The following is a 14,639-nucleotide window of genomic DNA, read 5'->3' on the forward strand; positions in this document are numbered from 1 at the left end:
CACCACGGCATACGCGCACCTGGGGGAACCGCATGCTCGAGGCACTCGGAATTCAGCAGTCCACAGAAACCGTCTACCGGCTCCTGCTGTCCCAACCCGATTACGGAATACCGGAGTTGGCGGAGCATCTGGACTGGTCGGAGACCGAGGTGCGGGCGGCGCTCAGCCATCTCGCCGACCTCAAGCTCGTGCTCATGGACGATGCCTCGGACGGCATCGCCCCGTTCAGCCCGGACGTCGGATTCGCGTTCCTGCTGTCGCGGGCCGAGGCCGAGCTGACCAAGCGCAGACGCCAGGTGGAGCGGGCCGAGCAGACGGTGGCGGCGATCCTGGCCAAGTTCCACGCGGGCAACACCTTCCGGCACGACGTCGTCGACCGCATCCACGGCGTGGACGCGGTGCGCGAGCGCCTGGAGGACCTGGCCGGGAGCGCCCGCGCCGAGTGCCTCTCCCTGCTGCCCGGCGGCGCCCAGCTGCCCGACACGATGGACGCCAGCCAGCCCCTGGACGAGCTGGCCCTGGAGCGCGGCGTGCAGATCCGCAGCATCTACCAGGAGAGCTTCCGCAACGACGCGCCCACCCTCGAATACGTCCGCTGGTACTGCGACTTGGGGGGCGAGGCCCGCACCGTGCCGATCGTGCCCATGCTGATGGTGATCGTCGACCGCAGCGCGGCGCTGGTCCCGGTGGATCCCGAGGACGCGCGGGCCGGCGCCCTGGAGGTGCGCAGCCGGGGCCTGGTCAACGCGCTGGTGGTCCTCTTCGACCATCTGTGGGAGTCGGGCACCCCGTTCGGGGAGGCCCCGCGCCGCAACGAGCACGCCCTCTCGCCCCAGGAACGGGAGTTGGTGCTGCTCCTGGGGATCGGCTGCACCGACGACATCGCCGCGCGCAGACTCGGGGTGTCGCTGCGCACGGTGCGCCGGATGAGCTCGGAGCTCATGTCCCGCCTGGGCGCCCGCAGTCGCTTCGAGGCGGGCGTCCGCGCGGCCAAGGAGGGCTGGCTCTGACGCTCCGGCAAGGACGTCGTCCGGTTGCGGCCCGTCCGGAATCCGGACGGGGGTTCCCTTGACCGAATCTCTCCCCTAGATTTCCTGCGCATTACCAAGTGATCCAACGCACAGGTGATCGTGAGGGGACGGAGCCACCCAATGCCGGAATCGACGGAAGTGAAGAGACCGGTGATCACGCCCTTGCGCGTGATCATCGCGCTCTGCCTGATCGCGCCCTTCGGGGCGATGCTGTGGGTGAGCTCGTACGCCAAGGCGGACCCGGTGCTCGGCGGCATCCCGTTCTTCTACTGGTACCAGATGCTCTGGGTGCTGATCTCGACCGCGCTGACGATGCTCGCGTACAAGCTGTGGCAGCACGACCAGCGCTCGCGCACCACCTCTGACACCACCAAGGGGGGTGCGTCCAAGTGAAGGACGGCGTGAACGGCGTCGCACTCGGCGTCTTCATCTTCTTCTTCCTGGCCGTCACGGTCATCGGGTTCATGGCCGCCCGCTGGCGCAAGGCCGAGAATGAGGCGAGCCTCGACGAATGGGGCCTGGGCGGGCGGTCGTTCGGCACCTGGGTCACCTGGTTCCTGCTCGGCGGCGACCTCTACACCGCGTACACCTTCGTCGCGGTGCCCGCGGCGATCTACGCGGCGGGCGCGGCCGGCTTCTTCGCCGTGCCCTACACGATCCTCGTGTATCCGCTGATCTTCACCTTCCTGCCGCGCCTGTGGTCGGTCTCGCACAAGCACGGCTACGTCACCACCTCGGACTTCGTGCGCGGCCGGTTCGGCTCGAAGGGCCTGTCGCTCGCCGTCGCGATCACCGGCATCCTTGCCACGATGCCCTACATCGCGCTCCAACTGGTCGGCATCCAGGCCGTGTTGGACGTCATGGGCGTGGGCGGCGAGTCCAGCAACTGGTTCGTGAAGGACCTGCCGCTGCTCATCGCGTTCGCGGTGCTCGCGGCGTACACCTACTCCTCGGGCCTGCGCGCCCCCGCGTTGATCGCGTTCGTGAAGGACGGTCTGATCTACCTCGTCATCGCGGTGGCGATCATCTACATCCCGATCAAGCTGGGCGGCTTCGACGCCATCTTCAGCGCGGCGCAGCACAAGTTCGCGACGCCGAATCCGGCGACGGGCAAGCCCACGGGCGCCATCGTGCCCGGCGATTCGAGCCAGTGGACGTACGCCACGCTCGCGCTCGGCTCGGCGCTCGCGCTGTTCATGTACCCGCACTCGATCACCGCGACGCTGTCCTCGCGCAGCCGCAACGTGATCCGCCGCAACACCACGATCCTGCCGCTGTACTCGCTGATGCTGGGCCTGCTGGCGCTGCTCGGCTTCATGGCGATCGCGGCGGGCGTCAAGGTCAAGAACGGCCAGCTCGCCATTCCGCAGCTCTTCGAGGACATGTTCCCGGACTGGTTCGCGGGCGTCGCCTTCGCGGCGATCGGCATCGGCGCCCTCGTCCCGGCGGCCATCATGTCCATCGCGGCGGCGAACCTCTTCACCCGCAACATCTACAAGGACTTCATCAAGCGGGACGCGACCCCCTCCCAGGAGGCCAAGGTCTCCAAGCTGGTCTCGCTCGTGGTGAAGGTCGGCGCGCTGGTCTTCGTCCTGACCATGGACAAGACGGTCGCCATCAACTTCCAGCTCCTGGGCGGAATCTGGATCCTCCAGACCTTCCCGGCCCTGGTCGGCGGCCTGTTCACCCGCTGGTTCCACCGCTGGGCGCTGCTCGCGGGCTGGGCGGTCGGCATGGTCTACGGCACGCTCGCCGCGTACGGGGTGGCCTCGCCCACCCAGAAGCACTTCGGCGGCTCCTCCAAGGAGATCCCGGGCATCGGCGAGATCGGCTACATCGGTCTGACGGCGTTCGTCCTGAACGTGGTGGTGACGGTGGTCCTGACGGTGGCCCTGCGCGCCGTCAAGGCCCCCGACGGCATCGACGAGACCTCCCCCGAGGACTACACGGCCGACGCGGGCGACCCCGGCGTCGTCACGGAGCTGCCGCCGGCGACGGCGGGGGCGGCGCACTGAGTTCGCCTGTTCGTACGCGAAAGGGCCGCCGCATCCTGAGGGGTGCGGCGGCCCTTTCATATGCGTCGATCAGCGCACCCAGCCGAATTCGTCGGGCAGCATGTGGGGCCGGTCGGTCGTCACGGGCATGCCTCGCTCGCCTTCCTCGACGGTCTGTCTCCGACGATAGCGGAGAGGAACGCCGCAAGGAGGTTTCTCCGCGACCGACACAACATGTGGGGGGTGCCGTCCGCAGCGCCCCCCACATGTATGCTCATGCTCGCTGTCGCCGCAGGGGAATCCGGTGCGAATCCGGAACTGTCCCGCAACGGTATGACCCGTACGGATACGTACGCGTCGAGTCCGAGCACCTGCCGATGGCGCACCCGGCTCGACCGAATCGGGTGCCAGACGTCCGGGCCTCGCGGTTGGGCCGGTGGACGACGCGCCGAGGGCTGCCCCGAGGCGCGCCGACGCCTCCCCCGAAGGCCCCGTGCCGAGCGAGGGAGTGCCCCCACAGTGACCATCGCCCCAGCGGATCCCGCTTCAGCGATCACCGACGAGCTCGCGGATGCCCCGGGTACCGCGCTGCTGCGGACCCTGACGGAGCTCACCGCCGACCTGGCGGACACCGACCCCGGCCGGGTCGCCGCGGCCGCGCTGCGGGGCCGCAACGCCCGTTCCGACGCCGCCGAGTTGCGGGAGCTGGCCACCGAGGCCGCCGCGGGGCTCATCTCCGAGGACCCGGCGTACTCCCGCCTCGCCGCCCGGCTCCTGACGCTCACCGTCGCCGAGGAGGCCGCCTCCCAGGGCGCGGTGTCGTTCTCCGCATCCGTCGCGGTCGGCCACCGCGAGGGACTGATCGCCGACCGCACCGCCGACTTCGTCGACGCCCACGCCGACCGGCTCGACGCCCTGGTCGACGCGGCCCTCGCCGACGGCGCCGACGACCGCTTCGGCTACTTCGGCCTGCGCACCCTCTACTCCCGCTATCTGCTGCGCCACCCGATCACCCGCAAGGTCATCGAGACCCCCCAGCACTTCATGCTGCGCGTGGCGTCCGGCCTCGCCGAGGACGGATCGGTCCGCGCCCTGGACGAAGTGGCGTCCCTGTACGGCCTGATGAGCCGCCTGGACTATCTGCCGTCCTCCCCCACGCTCTTCAACTCCGGCACCCGCCACCCCCAGATGTCGTCCTGCTATCTGCTCGACTCGCCGCTCGACGAGCTGGACTCGATCTACGACCGCTACCACCAGGTGGCCCGGCTCTCCAAGCACGCGGGCGGCATCGGCCTCTCGTACTCCCGTATCCGCGGCCGGGGTTCGCTGATCCGGGGCACCAACGGCCACTCCAACGGCATCGTCCCGTTCCTCAAGACGCTGGACGCCTCGGTGGCCGCGGTCAACCAGGGCGGCCGGCGCAAGGGCGCGGCCGCGGTGTACCTGGAGACCTGGCACTCCGACATCGAGGAGTTCCTGGAGCTGCGCGACAACACCGGCGAGGACCAGCGGCGTACGCACAACCTGAACCTCGCGCACTGGATCCCCGACGAGTTCATGCGCCGGGTCGACGCCGACGCGTCGTGGTCGCTGTTCTCCCCGGCCGACGTGCCCGAGCTGGTGGACCTGTGGGGCGAGGAGTTCGACGCCGCCTACCGCAGGGCCGAGGCCGCGGGCCTCGCCCTCAAGACCATGCCCGCCCGGGATCTGTACGGCCGCATGATGCGCACCCTCGCGCAGACCGGCAACGGCTGGATGACGTTCAAGGACGCCTCCAACCGCACCGCCAACCAGACCGCCGAGCCCGGCCACACGGTCCACTCCTCCAATCTGTGCACCGAGATCCTGGAGGTGACCGACGACGGGGAGACGGCCGTGTGCAACCTCGGCTCGGTCAACCTCGGCGCGTTCGTCGTCGGTGACGGGATCGACTGGGAGCGACTCGACGAGACCGTCCGCACCGCCGTGACCTTCCTCGACCGGGTCGTCGACATCAACTTCTACCCGACCGAGCAGGCCGGCCGCTCCAACGCCCGGTGGCGTCCGGTCGGCCTGGGCGCGATGGGTCTCCAGGACGTCTTCTTCAAGCTGCGGCTGCCCTTCGACTCCCCCGAGGCGAAGGCCCTGTCCACGAAGCTCGCCGAGCGGATCATGCTGACCGCGTACGAGGCCTCCGCCGACCTGGCGGAGCGCAGTGGTCCACTGCCCGCCTGGGACAAGACCCGCACCGCCCGCGGGGTGCTGCACCCCGACCACTACGACGTCGAGCTGAACTGGCCGGAGCGCTGGGCGGCCCTGCGGGAACGCATCGCCACGGTCGGCATGCGCAACTCGCTGCTCCTCGCGATCGCCCCGACCGCGACCATCGCCTCCATCGCGGGGGTGTACGAGTGCATCGAGCCGCAGGTCTCCAACCTCTTCAAGCGCGAGACGCTGAGCGGTGAATTCCTCCAGGTGAACGGCTACTTGGTGGAGGACCTCAAGAAGCTCGGCGTGTGGGACGCGCAGTCCCGCGAGGCGCTGCGCGAGGCCAGCGGCTCGGTGCAGGGCTTCGGCTGGATCCCGGCCGACGTGCGCGCCCTGTACCGCACGGCGTGGGAGATCCCGCAGCGCGCCCTGATCGACATGGCCGCCGCCCGCACCGCCTTCCTCGACCAGTCGCAGTCGCTGAACCTGTTCCTGGAGACGCCCACCATCGGCAAGCTGTCGTCGATGTACGCGTACGCCTGGAAGCAGGGCCTCAAAACGACGTACTACCTGCGCTCGCGCCCGGCCACCCGCATCGCCCGCGCCGCGCAGGCCACCGCCACCGTCCCGGCCCAGCAGGCGGCGCCCGACGCCGACGCCATCGCCTGCTCCCTGGAAAACCCCGAGTCCTGCGAGGCCTGCCAGTAATGAGCTCCGAGAACAAGAACCTGCTCGACCCGGGCTTCGAGCTGACCCTGCGTCCCATGCGCTACCCGGACTTCTACGAGCGCTACCGGGACGCGATCAAGAACACCTGGACCGTCGAGGAGGTCGACCTTTACTCCGACGTCGCCGACCTCGCGAAGCTGACGCCGGGCGAGCAGCACATGATCGGCCGGCTGGTCGCGTTCTTCGCGACGGGCGACTCGATCGTCTCCAACAACCTGGTGCTCACCCTCTACAAGCACATCAACTCCCCTGAAGCGCGGCTCTACTTGAGCCGTCAGCTCTTCGAGGAGGCCGTGCACGTCCAGTTCTATCTGACGCTGCTCGACACCTATCTGCCCGACCCGCAGGACCGCGCGGCCGCGTTCGACGCCGTCGAGGAGATCCCCTCGATCCGCGAGAAGGCGCAGTTCTGCTTCAAGTGGATCAACGAGGTGGAGAAGCTCGACCGCCTGGAGACCAAGGCCGACCGCCGCCGTTTCCTGCTCAACCTGATCTGCTTCGCGGCGTGCATCGAGGGCCTGTTCTTCTACGGTGCCTTCGCCTACGTCTACTGGTTCCGCAGCCGGGGCCTGCTGCACGGCCTGGCCACCGGCACCAACTGGGTGTTCCGCGACGAGACGATGCACATGAACTTCGCCTTCGAGGTCGTGGACACCGTCCGCAAGGAGGAGCCGGACCTCTTCGACGATCTGCTTCAGGAGCAGGTCACCGACATGATGAAGGAAGCGGTCGAGGCGGAGCTCCAGTTCGGCCGCGACCTGTGCGGTGACGGCCTGCCCGGCATGAACACCGAGTCGATGCGCGAGTACCTGGAGTGCGTCGCCGACCAGCGCCTGATCCGGCTCGGCTTCCCCGCGGTGTACGGCTCGTCGAACCCGTTCTCGTTCATGGAGCTCCAGGGCGTCCAGGAACTGACGAACTTCTTCGAGCGCCGCCCGTCCGCCTACCAGGTGGCGGTCGAGGGCTCGGTGGGCTTCGACGAGGACTTCTAGCTCCCGCTCCGCGCCCCTTGAGGGGCGCGGAGAACCGCGCGACCGGCCACGCACGGTCCGCGGTCGAACCGCGCGGAGGGGCCCCGCACCATGCCGGTGCGGGGCCCCTCCGCGCGTACCGCCGGGGTCAGTCGTTCGGGACGACCTCGTAGCGCGGGCTGTTCTCCGCCATCTGCCGCAGCGCGTCCTTGCGGTCCCGCTTGGAGAGGCGGTCGATGTACAGCCGCCCGTACAGGTGGTCCGTCTCGTGCTGGAGGCAGCGCGCGAAGTAGCCGGTGCCGCGCACCTTGACCGGGTTGCCCTCGGCGTCCTGGCCGGTGACCACCGCGTAGTCGGGGCGGGCCAGTTCGGCGTAGGCGGTCGGCACCGACAGGCAGCCCTCGTTGGACTCGTCCAGGACGCGCAGCTCGGCCGGGAGCTCTTCGAGGACCGGGTTGCAGACGACCCCGACGTGGCGCACGCCCTCGTCGTCGGGGCAGTCGTACACGAAGACCTTCTGGTCCACGCCGATCTGGTTGGCCGCGAGGCCCACGCCCTCGGCCGCCTTCTGGCTGGCGAACATGTCGTCGATCAGCCGGGCGAGGTCGTCGTCGAACGAGGTGACGTCCTTGCACTCCCTGTGGAGCACCGGGTTGCCGACCACCGTGATGGGGCGGGCGGTGCCGCGCTCGCGGTGGGCCAGCTCACGCGCCTCGCAGTCCTCCGTGTCCACGACGAACCCGTCGTTCTCCACCTGCTGGTCCGTCTCCTGCTGCGCCATGTCCGCCGTAAGCCTTCCTGAAAACCCGATTCCGATCCCGTACAGCCTAAGGCCCGGTCCGCCGGAGATCTCCTGGATGCGCCACGGACCTCAGCAGACCTCTTCCAGATCGCGCCACTCCCGGCTGTCCGGATTGTCGGCCACCCAGCCGTCGAGGAGCCCCCGCACCAGGCCGGCCGGGGCCGCGATGCCGCATTCGCGCTCGGGGACCCACAGGTCGCCCGAGGTGCGGTGCCCGAGCGGGCCCGGGTGGCCGGGCTCGCTGTGGTCGTGCGGGTCGAGGTGCTCGCCGTCGCCCTCGTCGCTGGGCATCTGCGACTCGGAGCAGGCCCGGCACAGCAGACGTACGGAGGAGGACCAGTCCTCGGCGGCGAAACCGGCCTCGGCCGCCAGCCGCTCCAGGGCGTCCCGGTCGGCCTCGGTGGCCGCTTCCAGGAGGACCACCCAGGTCGGCACGGGCGAGGGCGCCCACAGCTCGATCTCGTCGAACACCGGGAATGAGGGGCCCGCGGCCGTGGTGCGCTCGCCGTGCGGGACCCCGTCGTGCAGCACGACCTCGCCCCAGCGCCGGCCCGAGGACGGCAGCGGAATGGACAGCACCTCCATACGGGCCGGATCCAGCCGGCGGCCCCACACCACCTCGGCCTCGCCCTCGGGCGACAGGCGCACCGCGGCGCTGCCCAGCTCCATGCCCACGGGCTCAACGCTGCCGGTGGCCTCGCCCGGCACCTTCAGGCCGTACGCCTGCCAGGCCCGGCGGGCCAGCGGCCAGTCCTGGAGCGCGGTGGCCGCGATGCCGACGTTCCACCAGTCGGGGGCGCCGGACTCCTTGTCGAGGAGCGCGACCGCGCGCAGCCCGGCCGCCCGCGCCTGCTCCCAGTCGTGCCGGAACTTGTGCAGGAGCGCCAGGTTGAACCAGGACTCCGACAGCCAGGGCTCCAGGTCCGCGGCGCGCGTCAGCAGCGCGCCGGCGTCCTCGTACCTGCCGTCGCCGATCAGCGTGAACGCACGGTCTGTGGCCTGCCGCCACGAGGCGGAGGGCCGGTGCCGTCCCTTGCCGAAGATCCTCACGATTCCCGCCTGCCCAGACCGGCCCCGGCTACCGGGTCGGTCTTACGGTCTCCCAGTTTTCTGGGTTCTTTTCGCATCCAACCATGCCCGGCCGGAAGGCCGCTCATTACTCCTGGGTTACCCAGGAGACCCCCGGGTCAGACAGCCCCGGGCCAGCACGCGTGCCAGTGATTCGACGACCTGGGGATGGTAGTCACGCCCGGTGCCCAGGCGGAGCTGTTCGAGTGCGTTCAGGGATCCGCCCGGGCCGTCGGCGCCCTCCGCGAGATCGTCGTAGGCGTTGACCGCGCGCACGATCCGGGCGGGCAGCGGCTGCTCCCGGTAGGGGTCGGCCTGCCGCTCGACGACGCGGGCGACTCCGGCCGGCACCCCGGTCTGGCGCACCACGGCCCCGCCCAGCAGGGCGATGCGGCGCTGCTCGGCCGCGGGCAGCCGGGCGGTGGCCCCGGCGGGGACGGGGTCGAGCAGGGAGAGCTGCCCGATGTCGTGCATGAGGGCCGCGTATTCGAGCACGGTCAGCTCGCTCTCGCGGAGCCCCAGCTCGCGCCCCACGGCCCGGCTGAGCTCGGCGACCCGGCGGGCGTGGCCCGGCTTGGTGTATCCGGCGATCTCGGTGGCGCGGGCCAGCGAGGTGATGGTCTGGCGGTACGTGGTGCGCACGGCCGCGTACCGCCGGAAGGCGAGCTGGGTCAGGAGCAGCGGCACACAGAACACGGGCAGCGCCCAGAGCCCGGCGACGGCGACCGCGAGGGCGATCACGGTGCCGGTGGCGCACACGGCGGAGCCGATGCCGAGCAGCCCGCGCAACTCGTCGCGCAGCAGTGGTCCGAAGGGGTAGCGGGTGCGGGCGCGCAGCAGCAGGGCCGCCACCACCGCGTCGCACAGCGCGGTCAGGACGAGCAGCAGCAGGAGGACGAGCGCGAAGTACGGTCCGTAGCCGAACCAGTCGTCGAGGAGCCCGGAGTTGTAGAGCGGCTGGAAGCAGACGGCGGCGAAGGCGACGGTGAGCACCCGCCGGGCCACCTGGTCCGGGCTCGGGCCGCGTCCGACGGCCACGTGCGGTACGGAGCCGAGCAGGCCGGAGGCGACCACCACGGCGATCACCTGGAGGACCCCGTGCTGGCTGGTCCGCCCGGCGTTCTCGCCGAGCAGCGCGTAGGCGAGCGCGCCGGCCGAGGCGAGCGGCGCGGGGTCGCGCTCGCCGTCCCGGGCGCCCCAGCGGGCCAGCTCGCCCACGACGATGAGGGCGCCGAACGCCACGGCGGTGGCGGGCTCCACGAGCCCGCCGCGCAGGGTCGCCCCCAGCGCCCAGACGGTGAGCGCCCCGGCCAGGGCGTGGACGGCGAGCGCCGGGGCGGTCGGACGGGCGGCCATCTCAGGCTCCCGGCGTGGTGAAGGGACCCGGCCCGGGGCGCGGCGCGGATCCGGCGGGGGGACGGTCCGCCCCGGGGGCGGCGGTCGGGCGGGGTGGAGGCACGTTTCCGCGCGCCCCGGCGGCTCCCGGCTCGTCCGCGGTGACCTCCACGTGCCACCCGTACCGGGACAGCGCCCGCACCAGGCCCGCCACCATCCGCGGGTCGAACTGCGCGCCCGCGCACCGCTCCAGCTCGGTGACGGCCGCGGCGACGGGCCTGGCCCGCCGGTAGGAGCGGGTGGAGGTCATCGCGTCGAAGGCGTCGGCCACCGCCACCACGCGCGCGGCCTCGGGGATCTGGGTCCCGACGAGGCCGTAGGGGTAGCCGCTGCCGTCGAGGCGTTCGTGGTGGTGCAGGACCGCGGCGCGGGCCTCCCCGAGGAAGCCGATGCCGCGCACCATCTCGTGCCCGTACTCGGGGTGCAGTTCGATCACCGCCCGCTCCTGCTCGGTGAGCGGACCGTCCTTCCTGAGCACCCGGGTGGGCACCCCGAGCTTGCCGACGTCGTGCAGGATCCCGGCGAACCGGATGACCTCCAACCGCCCTTCCTCCATGCCGAGTTCACGGGCGATCAGCTCCGAGGCCCGGCCGACGCGCTCGCTGTGGCCGCGGGTGTAGCGGTCCTTGATGTCGACGGCCTGGACGAGGGCGCGGATGGTGGCCTGGTGGGCGGCGCGCTCGCGGTGGTACTGGGCGAAGACCCAGCAGGAGATGTACATCGGCAGGAGCACGAACAGCGCCGCGGGCGGTCCGAACCGGCTGCGCCACAGCACCGCCATCATCAGCCCGGCGAGCCCGTGCACACAGTGCGGGGCGAGCGATCGCAGCAGCAGCCCGCGCCAGGCGGTGCGGACCGGGCGGCGCTCGGCGGTGGTGAGGATCAGACCGTCGAGCGCGGTCAGGACCAGGCAGAAGACGAGCGCCGCGGCCGCGGCGGGGACCAGCACGTACGGGAAGTCGGGGGCCGTCGCGGTGGAGCGGCCACCCAGCGCCGCGCGCCCGCCGAGCAGCACATGGGCGCCGGCCGCGGCCCGGGCGGCGAGGGCGAGTTGGGCGGCCCGCCAGATGCGGCGCACCCGGCGCGGCTCGTCCTCGACGTGGGCGATGAGCGCGCCCGGCACCGCGACGAGGGCGGCGGCGGCCGGCGGCAGGAGGAAGACGGCGGCGAGCAGCACCGGGAAGAAGGAGCCGGAGGCGACCGGCACGCTCACCCGCCCGGCCAGCACCGGGCAGCGGGCGGGCCATTCGCACAGCGCGTACAGGCCCGCCAGGAGCGCGACGGCTGCCCAGGGCACGTTCTGGCGCAGGGCGGGCAGGGCGCAGGCGGCCGCGCCCGTGACGGCGCCGAGGACGGCGATGCGCGCACCCGCCGGAATGTCCCTGAGTCCCCGCGGCTCCGCCATGGCCCCACCTCCCCATTCGCCCGGTCGGCCCAGTGCGTACAGCTTCGCGAGGATAGGCCCGTGTGCGGCGGCGGTCAGGCGCATGGTCGGAATAGGGCGGTTCGGGCCGCCTGGATTAGCACCTTCGGGTGACGTGGGGCGGCCGGCCGGGACATGCCGGAGGGCGGCCGCGACGTGTGTCGCGACCGCCCTCAACTGCTCTGCCGCGAGCGGCAGTTCACCGGTTTTCTTCGTCCGCGTCACAGGGGCGGACGGCGGTCACTCGGGGCGGAGCGTCGGCACCTCTCCGGTGACGACGTCCTGCTCGGGCACGGCCTGGCCCGAGCGGATCAGGTCGATACGGCCCATCACCTTGGAGCGCAGGTCGCTGGGCACGTCGTCCGAGCCGCAGCAGCGCTTCACCAGCTTCTTCACGGCCTGCTCCAGGCCGTACTTCTCCAGGCACGGCGAGCACTCCTCGAAGTGCACCTCGAACTTGTTGCAGTCCGTGGGGGGCATCTCGTGGTCGAGGAACTCGTAGAGATGGTCGAGGACTTCAGAGCAGTCCGTCTCGTGCGGCTCTCCGCAGCTCATGAGCCCGAGCCTTTCGCTTCGTCCGACTCACCGGCGCCGGCCGGGACGAGCCCGCGGTCACGGGCGTAGTCCTCCAGCATTCCGCGCAGTTGGCGGCGGCCCCGGTGCAGGCGGGACATCACCGTACCGATGGGTGTACCCATGATGTCCGCGATCTCCTTGTACGCAAAGCCCTCTACGTCCGCGAGATACACGGCGATGCGGAACTCTTCCGGAATGGCCTGCAAGGCCGCCTTCACGTCCGAGTCGGGCAGGTGGTCCAGCGCCTGCGACTCGGCGGAGCGCAGACCCGTGGACATGTGCGACTCGGCGCGCGCGAGCTGCCAGTCCTCGATCTCCTCGGCGGCGCTGCGCTGGGGCTCGCGCTGCTTCTTCCGGTAGGAGTTGATGAACGTGTTGGTGAGGATCCGGTAGAGCCAAGCCTTCAGGTTGGTGCCCTCGCGGAACTGGTGGAAGGACCCGTACGCCTTGGCATACGTCTCCTGGACCAGGTCTTCCGCATCGGCCGGATTGCGCGTCATGCGCAGGGCGGCCGAGTACATCTGGTCGAGGTAGCCCAGGGCGTCCCGCTCGAAGCGCGCGTTGCGCTCGGCGGTGGTCTCTTCCACGTGGCCGTCGTCGGTCCCTGTGACCGGACCCACCTCCTCGAACGGTGTGCTGAGTCCGAATGCGGACCCACTCGAATCGGAGGATAGACGACGATCCACTCCGCCCGCCGCTCGAACAGGAGCCGTCCTGGCCGCGGGAAGCACCGTCCACTCCAGGTCAGAGGCGGCCTTGCGGCTCGGGCAGATGGTCGAACCCATGCGACGGACTCCCTCTCCACAACTGGTCTGCGTATCCCTTACGACGGCCATAACAGCGCTCCCCCACCCGGCATTCCCCAGGGCGCCGGACGCTCAGAGGGTCAGCGCGCACAGCCATGCCCCGACCGCCCCGGTGATCACGTCCAGTGCCTCCTGCTGGGTGAGGCCGGCCCGTTTGGGCACGGCGAACCCGTGGTCGGCGAAGGGCACTTCCACCAGCTCGTAGCTCCCTTCGGGGAAGGCGTCCGGCGCGGGGAACTCGGCGGGCTTGCCGAAGGGGTCGTTGCCGCCCTGCACCACGAGGGTGGGCGCGCCCGCGCCGAGCAGCTCCGGCGCCCGGGACTTCTCCGGCTTGCCCGGCGGGTGCAGCGGGAAGCTCAGGGCGAGGACGCCGGCCGCGCCGAGCTCCGCCGCCGTGCGGCAGGCGACCCGCGCCCCGGCGCTGCGGCCGCCCGCGACGACGGGCAGCCCCCGCTGCGCCACGGCCGGCCACAGGTCCCGCCAGCCCGTGTCCAGCGTCTTGGGCGCGGGGGCGAGCTTCTTGCCCGCCACCCGCCAGGGCTGCTCCACCAGGGCGACGCTGACCCCGAGCGGCGGCAGCGCGCCGGCCAGCGCCCGCAGGTCGCGGGCCTCGATGCCGCCGCCCGCGCCGTGGCCGACGGCCAGCACCAGGCGGGGGGCGTCGGCGGGGTGCCAGGTGATGCGCGCCGCTCCGGCGCCGGTCTCAACGATCTCGGTGTCGCTCACGGGCCCATCCTGCCGCCGGTCCCGGCCGGTCCCGCGTACGACATGGGGCGGGTCACATCCGGGGGACGCACCGGCCGGACGGATCGGACGGGTCAGAACAGGGTGCCCTCCTCCGGGCCCTCCAGTTCCTTCAGGAGTTCGGGCCCGTTGTTGCGGACGTTGCTCACCGCCGTCGAGACGGGATAGGCCCGCATCAGCCCCTGCGGGGGTGGCACGAGCAGCCCCCGCAGCGACTCGGTGTCCGTGTGGGACGGGTCGAGCCAGGCGCCCCACCGGTCCGGTGTGAGCATCAGCGGCATCCGGGGGTGGATCTCGGCGAGCGAGCCCGGGCCTTCGGCGGGCGCGACGCCCAGCGGGCCGGTCTCGGCCTCGGTGGTGACCACCGAACACGTCGCCCACCAGGCCAGGGGGTGGTCGTCGGGCAGGGTGCGGTCGCGCCAGAACTCGTAGAGGCCGGCCATCGCGAAGACCGAGCCGTCCGCCGGGGTCACGAAGTACGGCTGCTTGCGCGGCCGCTTCTTCTTCCCCTCGACCTCCAGCTCCCGCTCCCCGACGCCGGTGACCCATTCGTAGTAGCCGTCCGCGGGCACGATGCAGCGCCGGGAGGAGAACGCTTTCTTGAAGGACGGCTTCTCGTGGATCGTCTCCGCGCGCGCGTTGATCATCCGGGCCGCGCCGTCGGGCGACTTCGCCCACGAGGGGACGAGCCCCCACTTCACCTTGCGCAACTGGCGAACCGGACGGGGGTCCTCGGCGTCTTTCAGGGGGCGCTCCAGGACGACGAGGACCTCTTTGGTGGGGGCCACGTTCCAGTCGGGCTCCAGCGCCTGTGCCGGGTCCCACTTCTCCACCTCGAAGACGCCCGCGAGATCCTCGGGCCTGCGACTCGCTGCATACCTACCGCACATGGGTGCCAGACTGCCACGGCCCC

General features: G+C 71.2%; 13 protein-coding genes and 1 riboswitch. Of the genes, 5 read left to right on the forward strand and 8 right to left on the reverse strand.

Annotated features, from left to right (window positions below; all coding sequences use genetic code 11):
* The first annotated feature begins 32 nt into the window (after positions 1 to 32).
* The 5 genes from N4G70_RS19100 to N4G70_RS19120 all read left to right on the forward strand — a co-directional run bounded on the left by N4G70_RS19100 (position 33) and on the right by N4G70_RS19120 (position 6,933).
* The gene (locus N4G70_RS19100; protein WP_261713872.1) at positions 33 to 1,010 is read left to right on the forward strand and encodes a helix-turn-helix transcriptional regulator; all 978 of its coding nucleotides are present in this window, start codon (positions 33 to 35) and stop codon (positions 1,008 to 1,010) included.
* A gap of 141 nt (positions 1,011 to 1,151) precedes the next feature.
* Complete coding sequence (locus N4G70_RS19105; RefSeq protein WP_261713873.1) at positions 1,152 to 1,424, forward strand: DUF3311 domain-containing protein; 273 nt, start codon at positions 1,152 to 1,154, stop codon at positions 1,422 to 1,424.
* Positions 1,421 to 3,046 carry a monocarboxylate uptake permease MctP gene (gene mctP, locus N4G70_RS19110; protein ID WP_261713874.1) on the forward strand — a complete coding sequence of 542 codons (1,626 nt, stop codon included), beginning with the start codon at positions 1,421 to 1,423 and terminating at the stop codon, positions 3,044 to 3,046. Before N4G70_RS19105 ends, mctP begins: the two co-directional genes overlap by 4 nt.
* Positions 3,047 to 3,258: 212 nt before the next feature.
* Positions 3,259 to 3,419, forward strand: a riboswitch (cobalamin riboswitch).
* Between the two features lie 125 nt (positions 3,420 to 3,544).
* Positions 3,545 to 5,920, forward strand: a complete 2,376-nt coding sequence (locus N4G70_RS19115) for a ribonucleoside-diphosphate reductase subunit alpha (RefSeq protein WP_261713875.1) — start codon at positions 3,545 to 3,547, stop codon at positions 5,918 to 5,920.
* A complete protein-coding gene (locus N4G70_RS19120; protein ID WP_261713876.1) occupies positions 5,920 to 6,933 on the forward strand; it encodes a ribonucleotide-diphosphate reductase subunit beta in 1,014 nt (337 codons plus the stop codon). Before N4G70_RS19115 ends, N4G70_RS19120 begins: the two co-directional genes overlap by 1 nt.
* Positions 6,934 to 7,060: 127 nt before the next feature.
* On the opposite strand, the gene def is transcribed toward N4G70_RS19120, so the two are convergent.
* From def to N4G70_RS19160, 8 genes are all read right to left on the reverse strand, one after another.
* A complete protein-coding gene (gene def, locus N4G70_RS19125; RefSeq protein WP_261713877.1) occupies positions 7,061 to 7,693 on the reverse strand; it encodes a peptide deformylase in 633 nt (210 codons plus the stop codon).
* Between the two features lie 90 nt (positions 7,694 to 7,783).
* Positions 7,784 to 8,764 (reverse strand): hypothetical protein, encoded by a 981-nt coding sequence (locus N4G70_RS19130; protein ID WP_261713878.1) that lies wholly within the window; start codon positions 8,762 to 8,764, stop codon positions 7,784 to 7,786.
* A 117-nt stretch (positions 8,765 to 8,881) separates the two neighbouring features.
* Complete coding sequence (locus N4G70_RS19135) at positions 8,882 to 10,138, reverse strand: HD-GYP domain-containing protein (RefSeq protein WP_261713879.1); 1,257 nt, start codon at positions 10,136 to 10,138, stop codon at positions 8,882 to 8,884.
* Between the two features lies 1 nt (position 10,139).
* Positions 10,140 to 11,582, reverse strand: a complete 1,443-nt coding sequence (locus N4G70_RS19140; RefSeq protein WP_261713880.1) for an HD-GYP domain-containing protein — start codon at positions 11,580 to 11,582, stop codon at positions 10,140 to 10,142.
* A gap of 258 nt (positions 11,583 to 11,840) precedes the next feature.
* A complete protein-coding gene (rsrA, locus tag N4G70_RS19145) occupies positions 11,841 to 12,155 on the reverse strand; it encodes a mycothiol system anti-sigma-R factor (RefSeq protein ID WP_053729872.1) in 315 nt (104 codons plus the stop codon).
* Positions 12,152 to 12,796: a sigma-70 family RNA polymerase sigma factor gene (locus N4G70_RS19150; protein WP_167157084.1), complete on the reverse strand. Its 645-nt coding sequence runs from the start codon at positions 12,794 to 12,796 to the stop codon at positions 12,152 to 12,154. The genes rsrA and N4G70_RS19150 overlap by 4 nt, the downstream gene beginning before the upstream one ends.
* Positions 12,797 to 13,054: 258 nt before the next feature.
* Complete coding sequence (locus N4G70_RS19155) at positions 13,055 to 13,708, reverse strand: alpha/beta family hydrolase (protein ID WP_261713882.1); 654 nt, start codon at positions 13,706 to 13,708, stop codon at positions 13,055 to 13,057.
* Positions 13,709 to 13,800: 92 nt separating this feature from the next.
* On the reverse strand, positions 13,801 to 14,616 hold the full coding sequence (locus tag N4G70_RS19160; protein ID WP_261713883.1) for an SOS response-associated peptidase: 816 nt from the start codon (positions 14,614 to 14,616) through the stop codon (positions 13,801 to 13,803).
* Positions 14,617 to 14,639: the final 23 nt, after the last annotated feature.

Origin of the sequence: Streptomyces sp. ASQP_92, from assembly GCF_025399895.1 — a bacterium.
Taxonomy (GTDB): Bacteria; Actinomycetota; Actinomycetes; order Streptomycetales; family Streptomycetaceae; genus Streptomyces.

Excerpts from the sequence above, each read along its gene's own strand:
- N4G70_RS19100 (WP_261713872.1), top strand. The coding sequence starts at position 33 with ATGCTCGAGGCACTCGGAATTCAGCAGTCCACAGAAACCGTCTACCGG.
- N4G70_RS19105 (WP_261713873.1), top strand. The coding sequence starts at position 1,152 with ATGCCGGAATCGACGGAAGTGAAGAGACCGGTGATCACGCCCTTGCGC.
- N4G70_RS19120 (WP_261713876.1), top strand. The coding sequence starts at position 5,920 with ATGAGCTCCGAGAACAAGAACCTGCTCGACCCGGGCTTCGAGCTGACC.
- def (WP_261713877.1), bottom strand. The coding sequence starts at position 7,693 with ATGGCGCAGCAGGAGACGGACCAGCAGGTGGAGAACGACGGGTTCGTC.
- N4G70_RS19135 (WP_261713879.1), bottom strand. The coding sequence starts at position 10,138 with ATGGCCGCCCGTCCGACCGCCCCGGCGCTCGCCGTCCACGCCCTGGCC.
- N4G70_RS19140 (WP_261713880.1), bottom strand. The coding sequence starts at position 11,582 with ATGGCGGAGCCGCGGGGACTCAGGGACATTCCGGCGGGTGCGCGCATC.
- rsrA (WP_053729872.1), bottom strand. The coding sequence starts at position 12,155 with ATGAGCTGCGGAGAGCCGCACGAGACGGACTGCTCTGAAGTCCTCGAC.
- N4G70_RS19160 (WP_261713883.1), bottom strand. The coding sequence starts at position 14,616 with ATGTGCGGTAGGTATGCAGCGAGTCGCAGGCCCGAGGATCTCGCGGGC.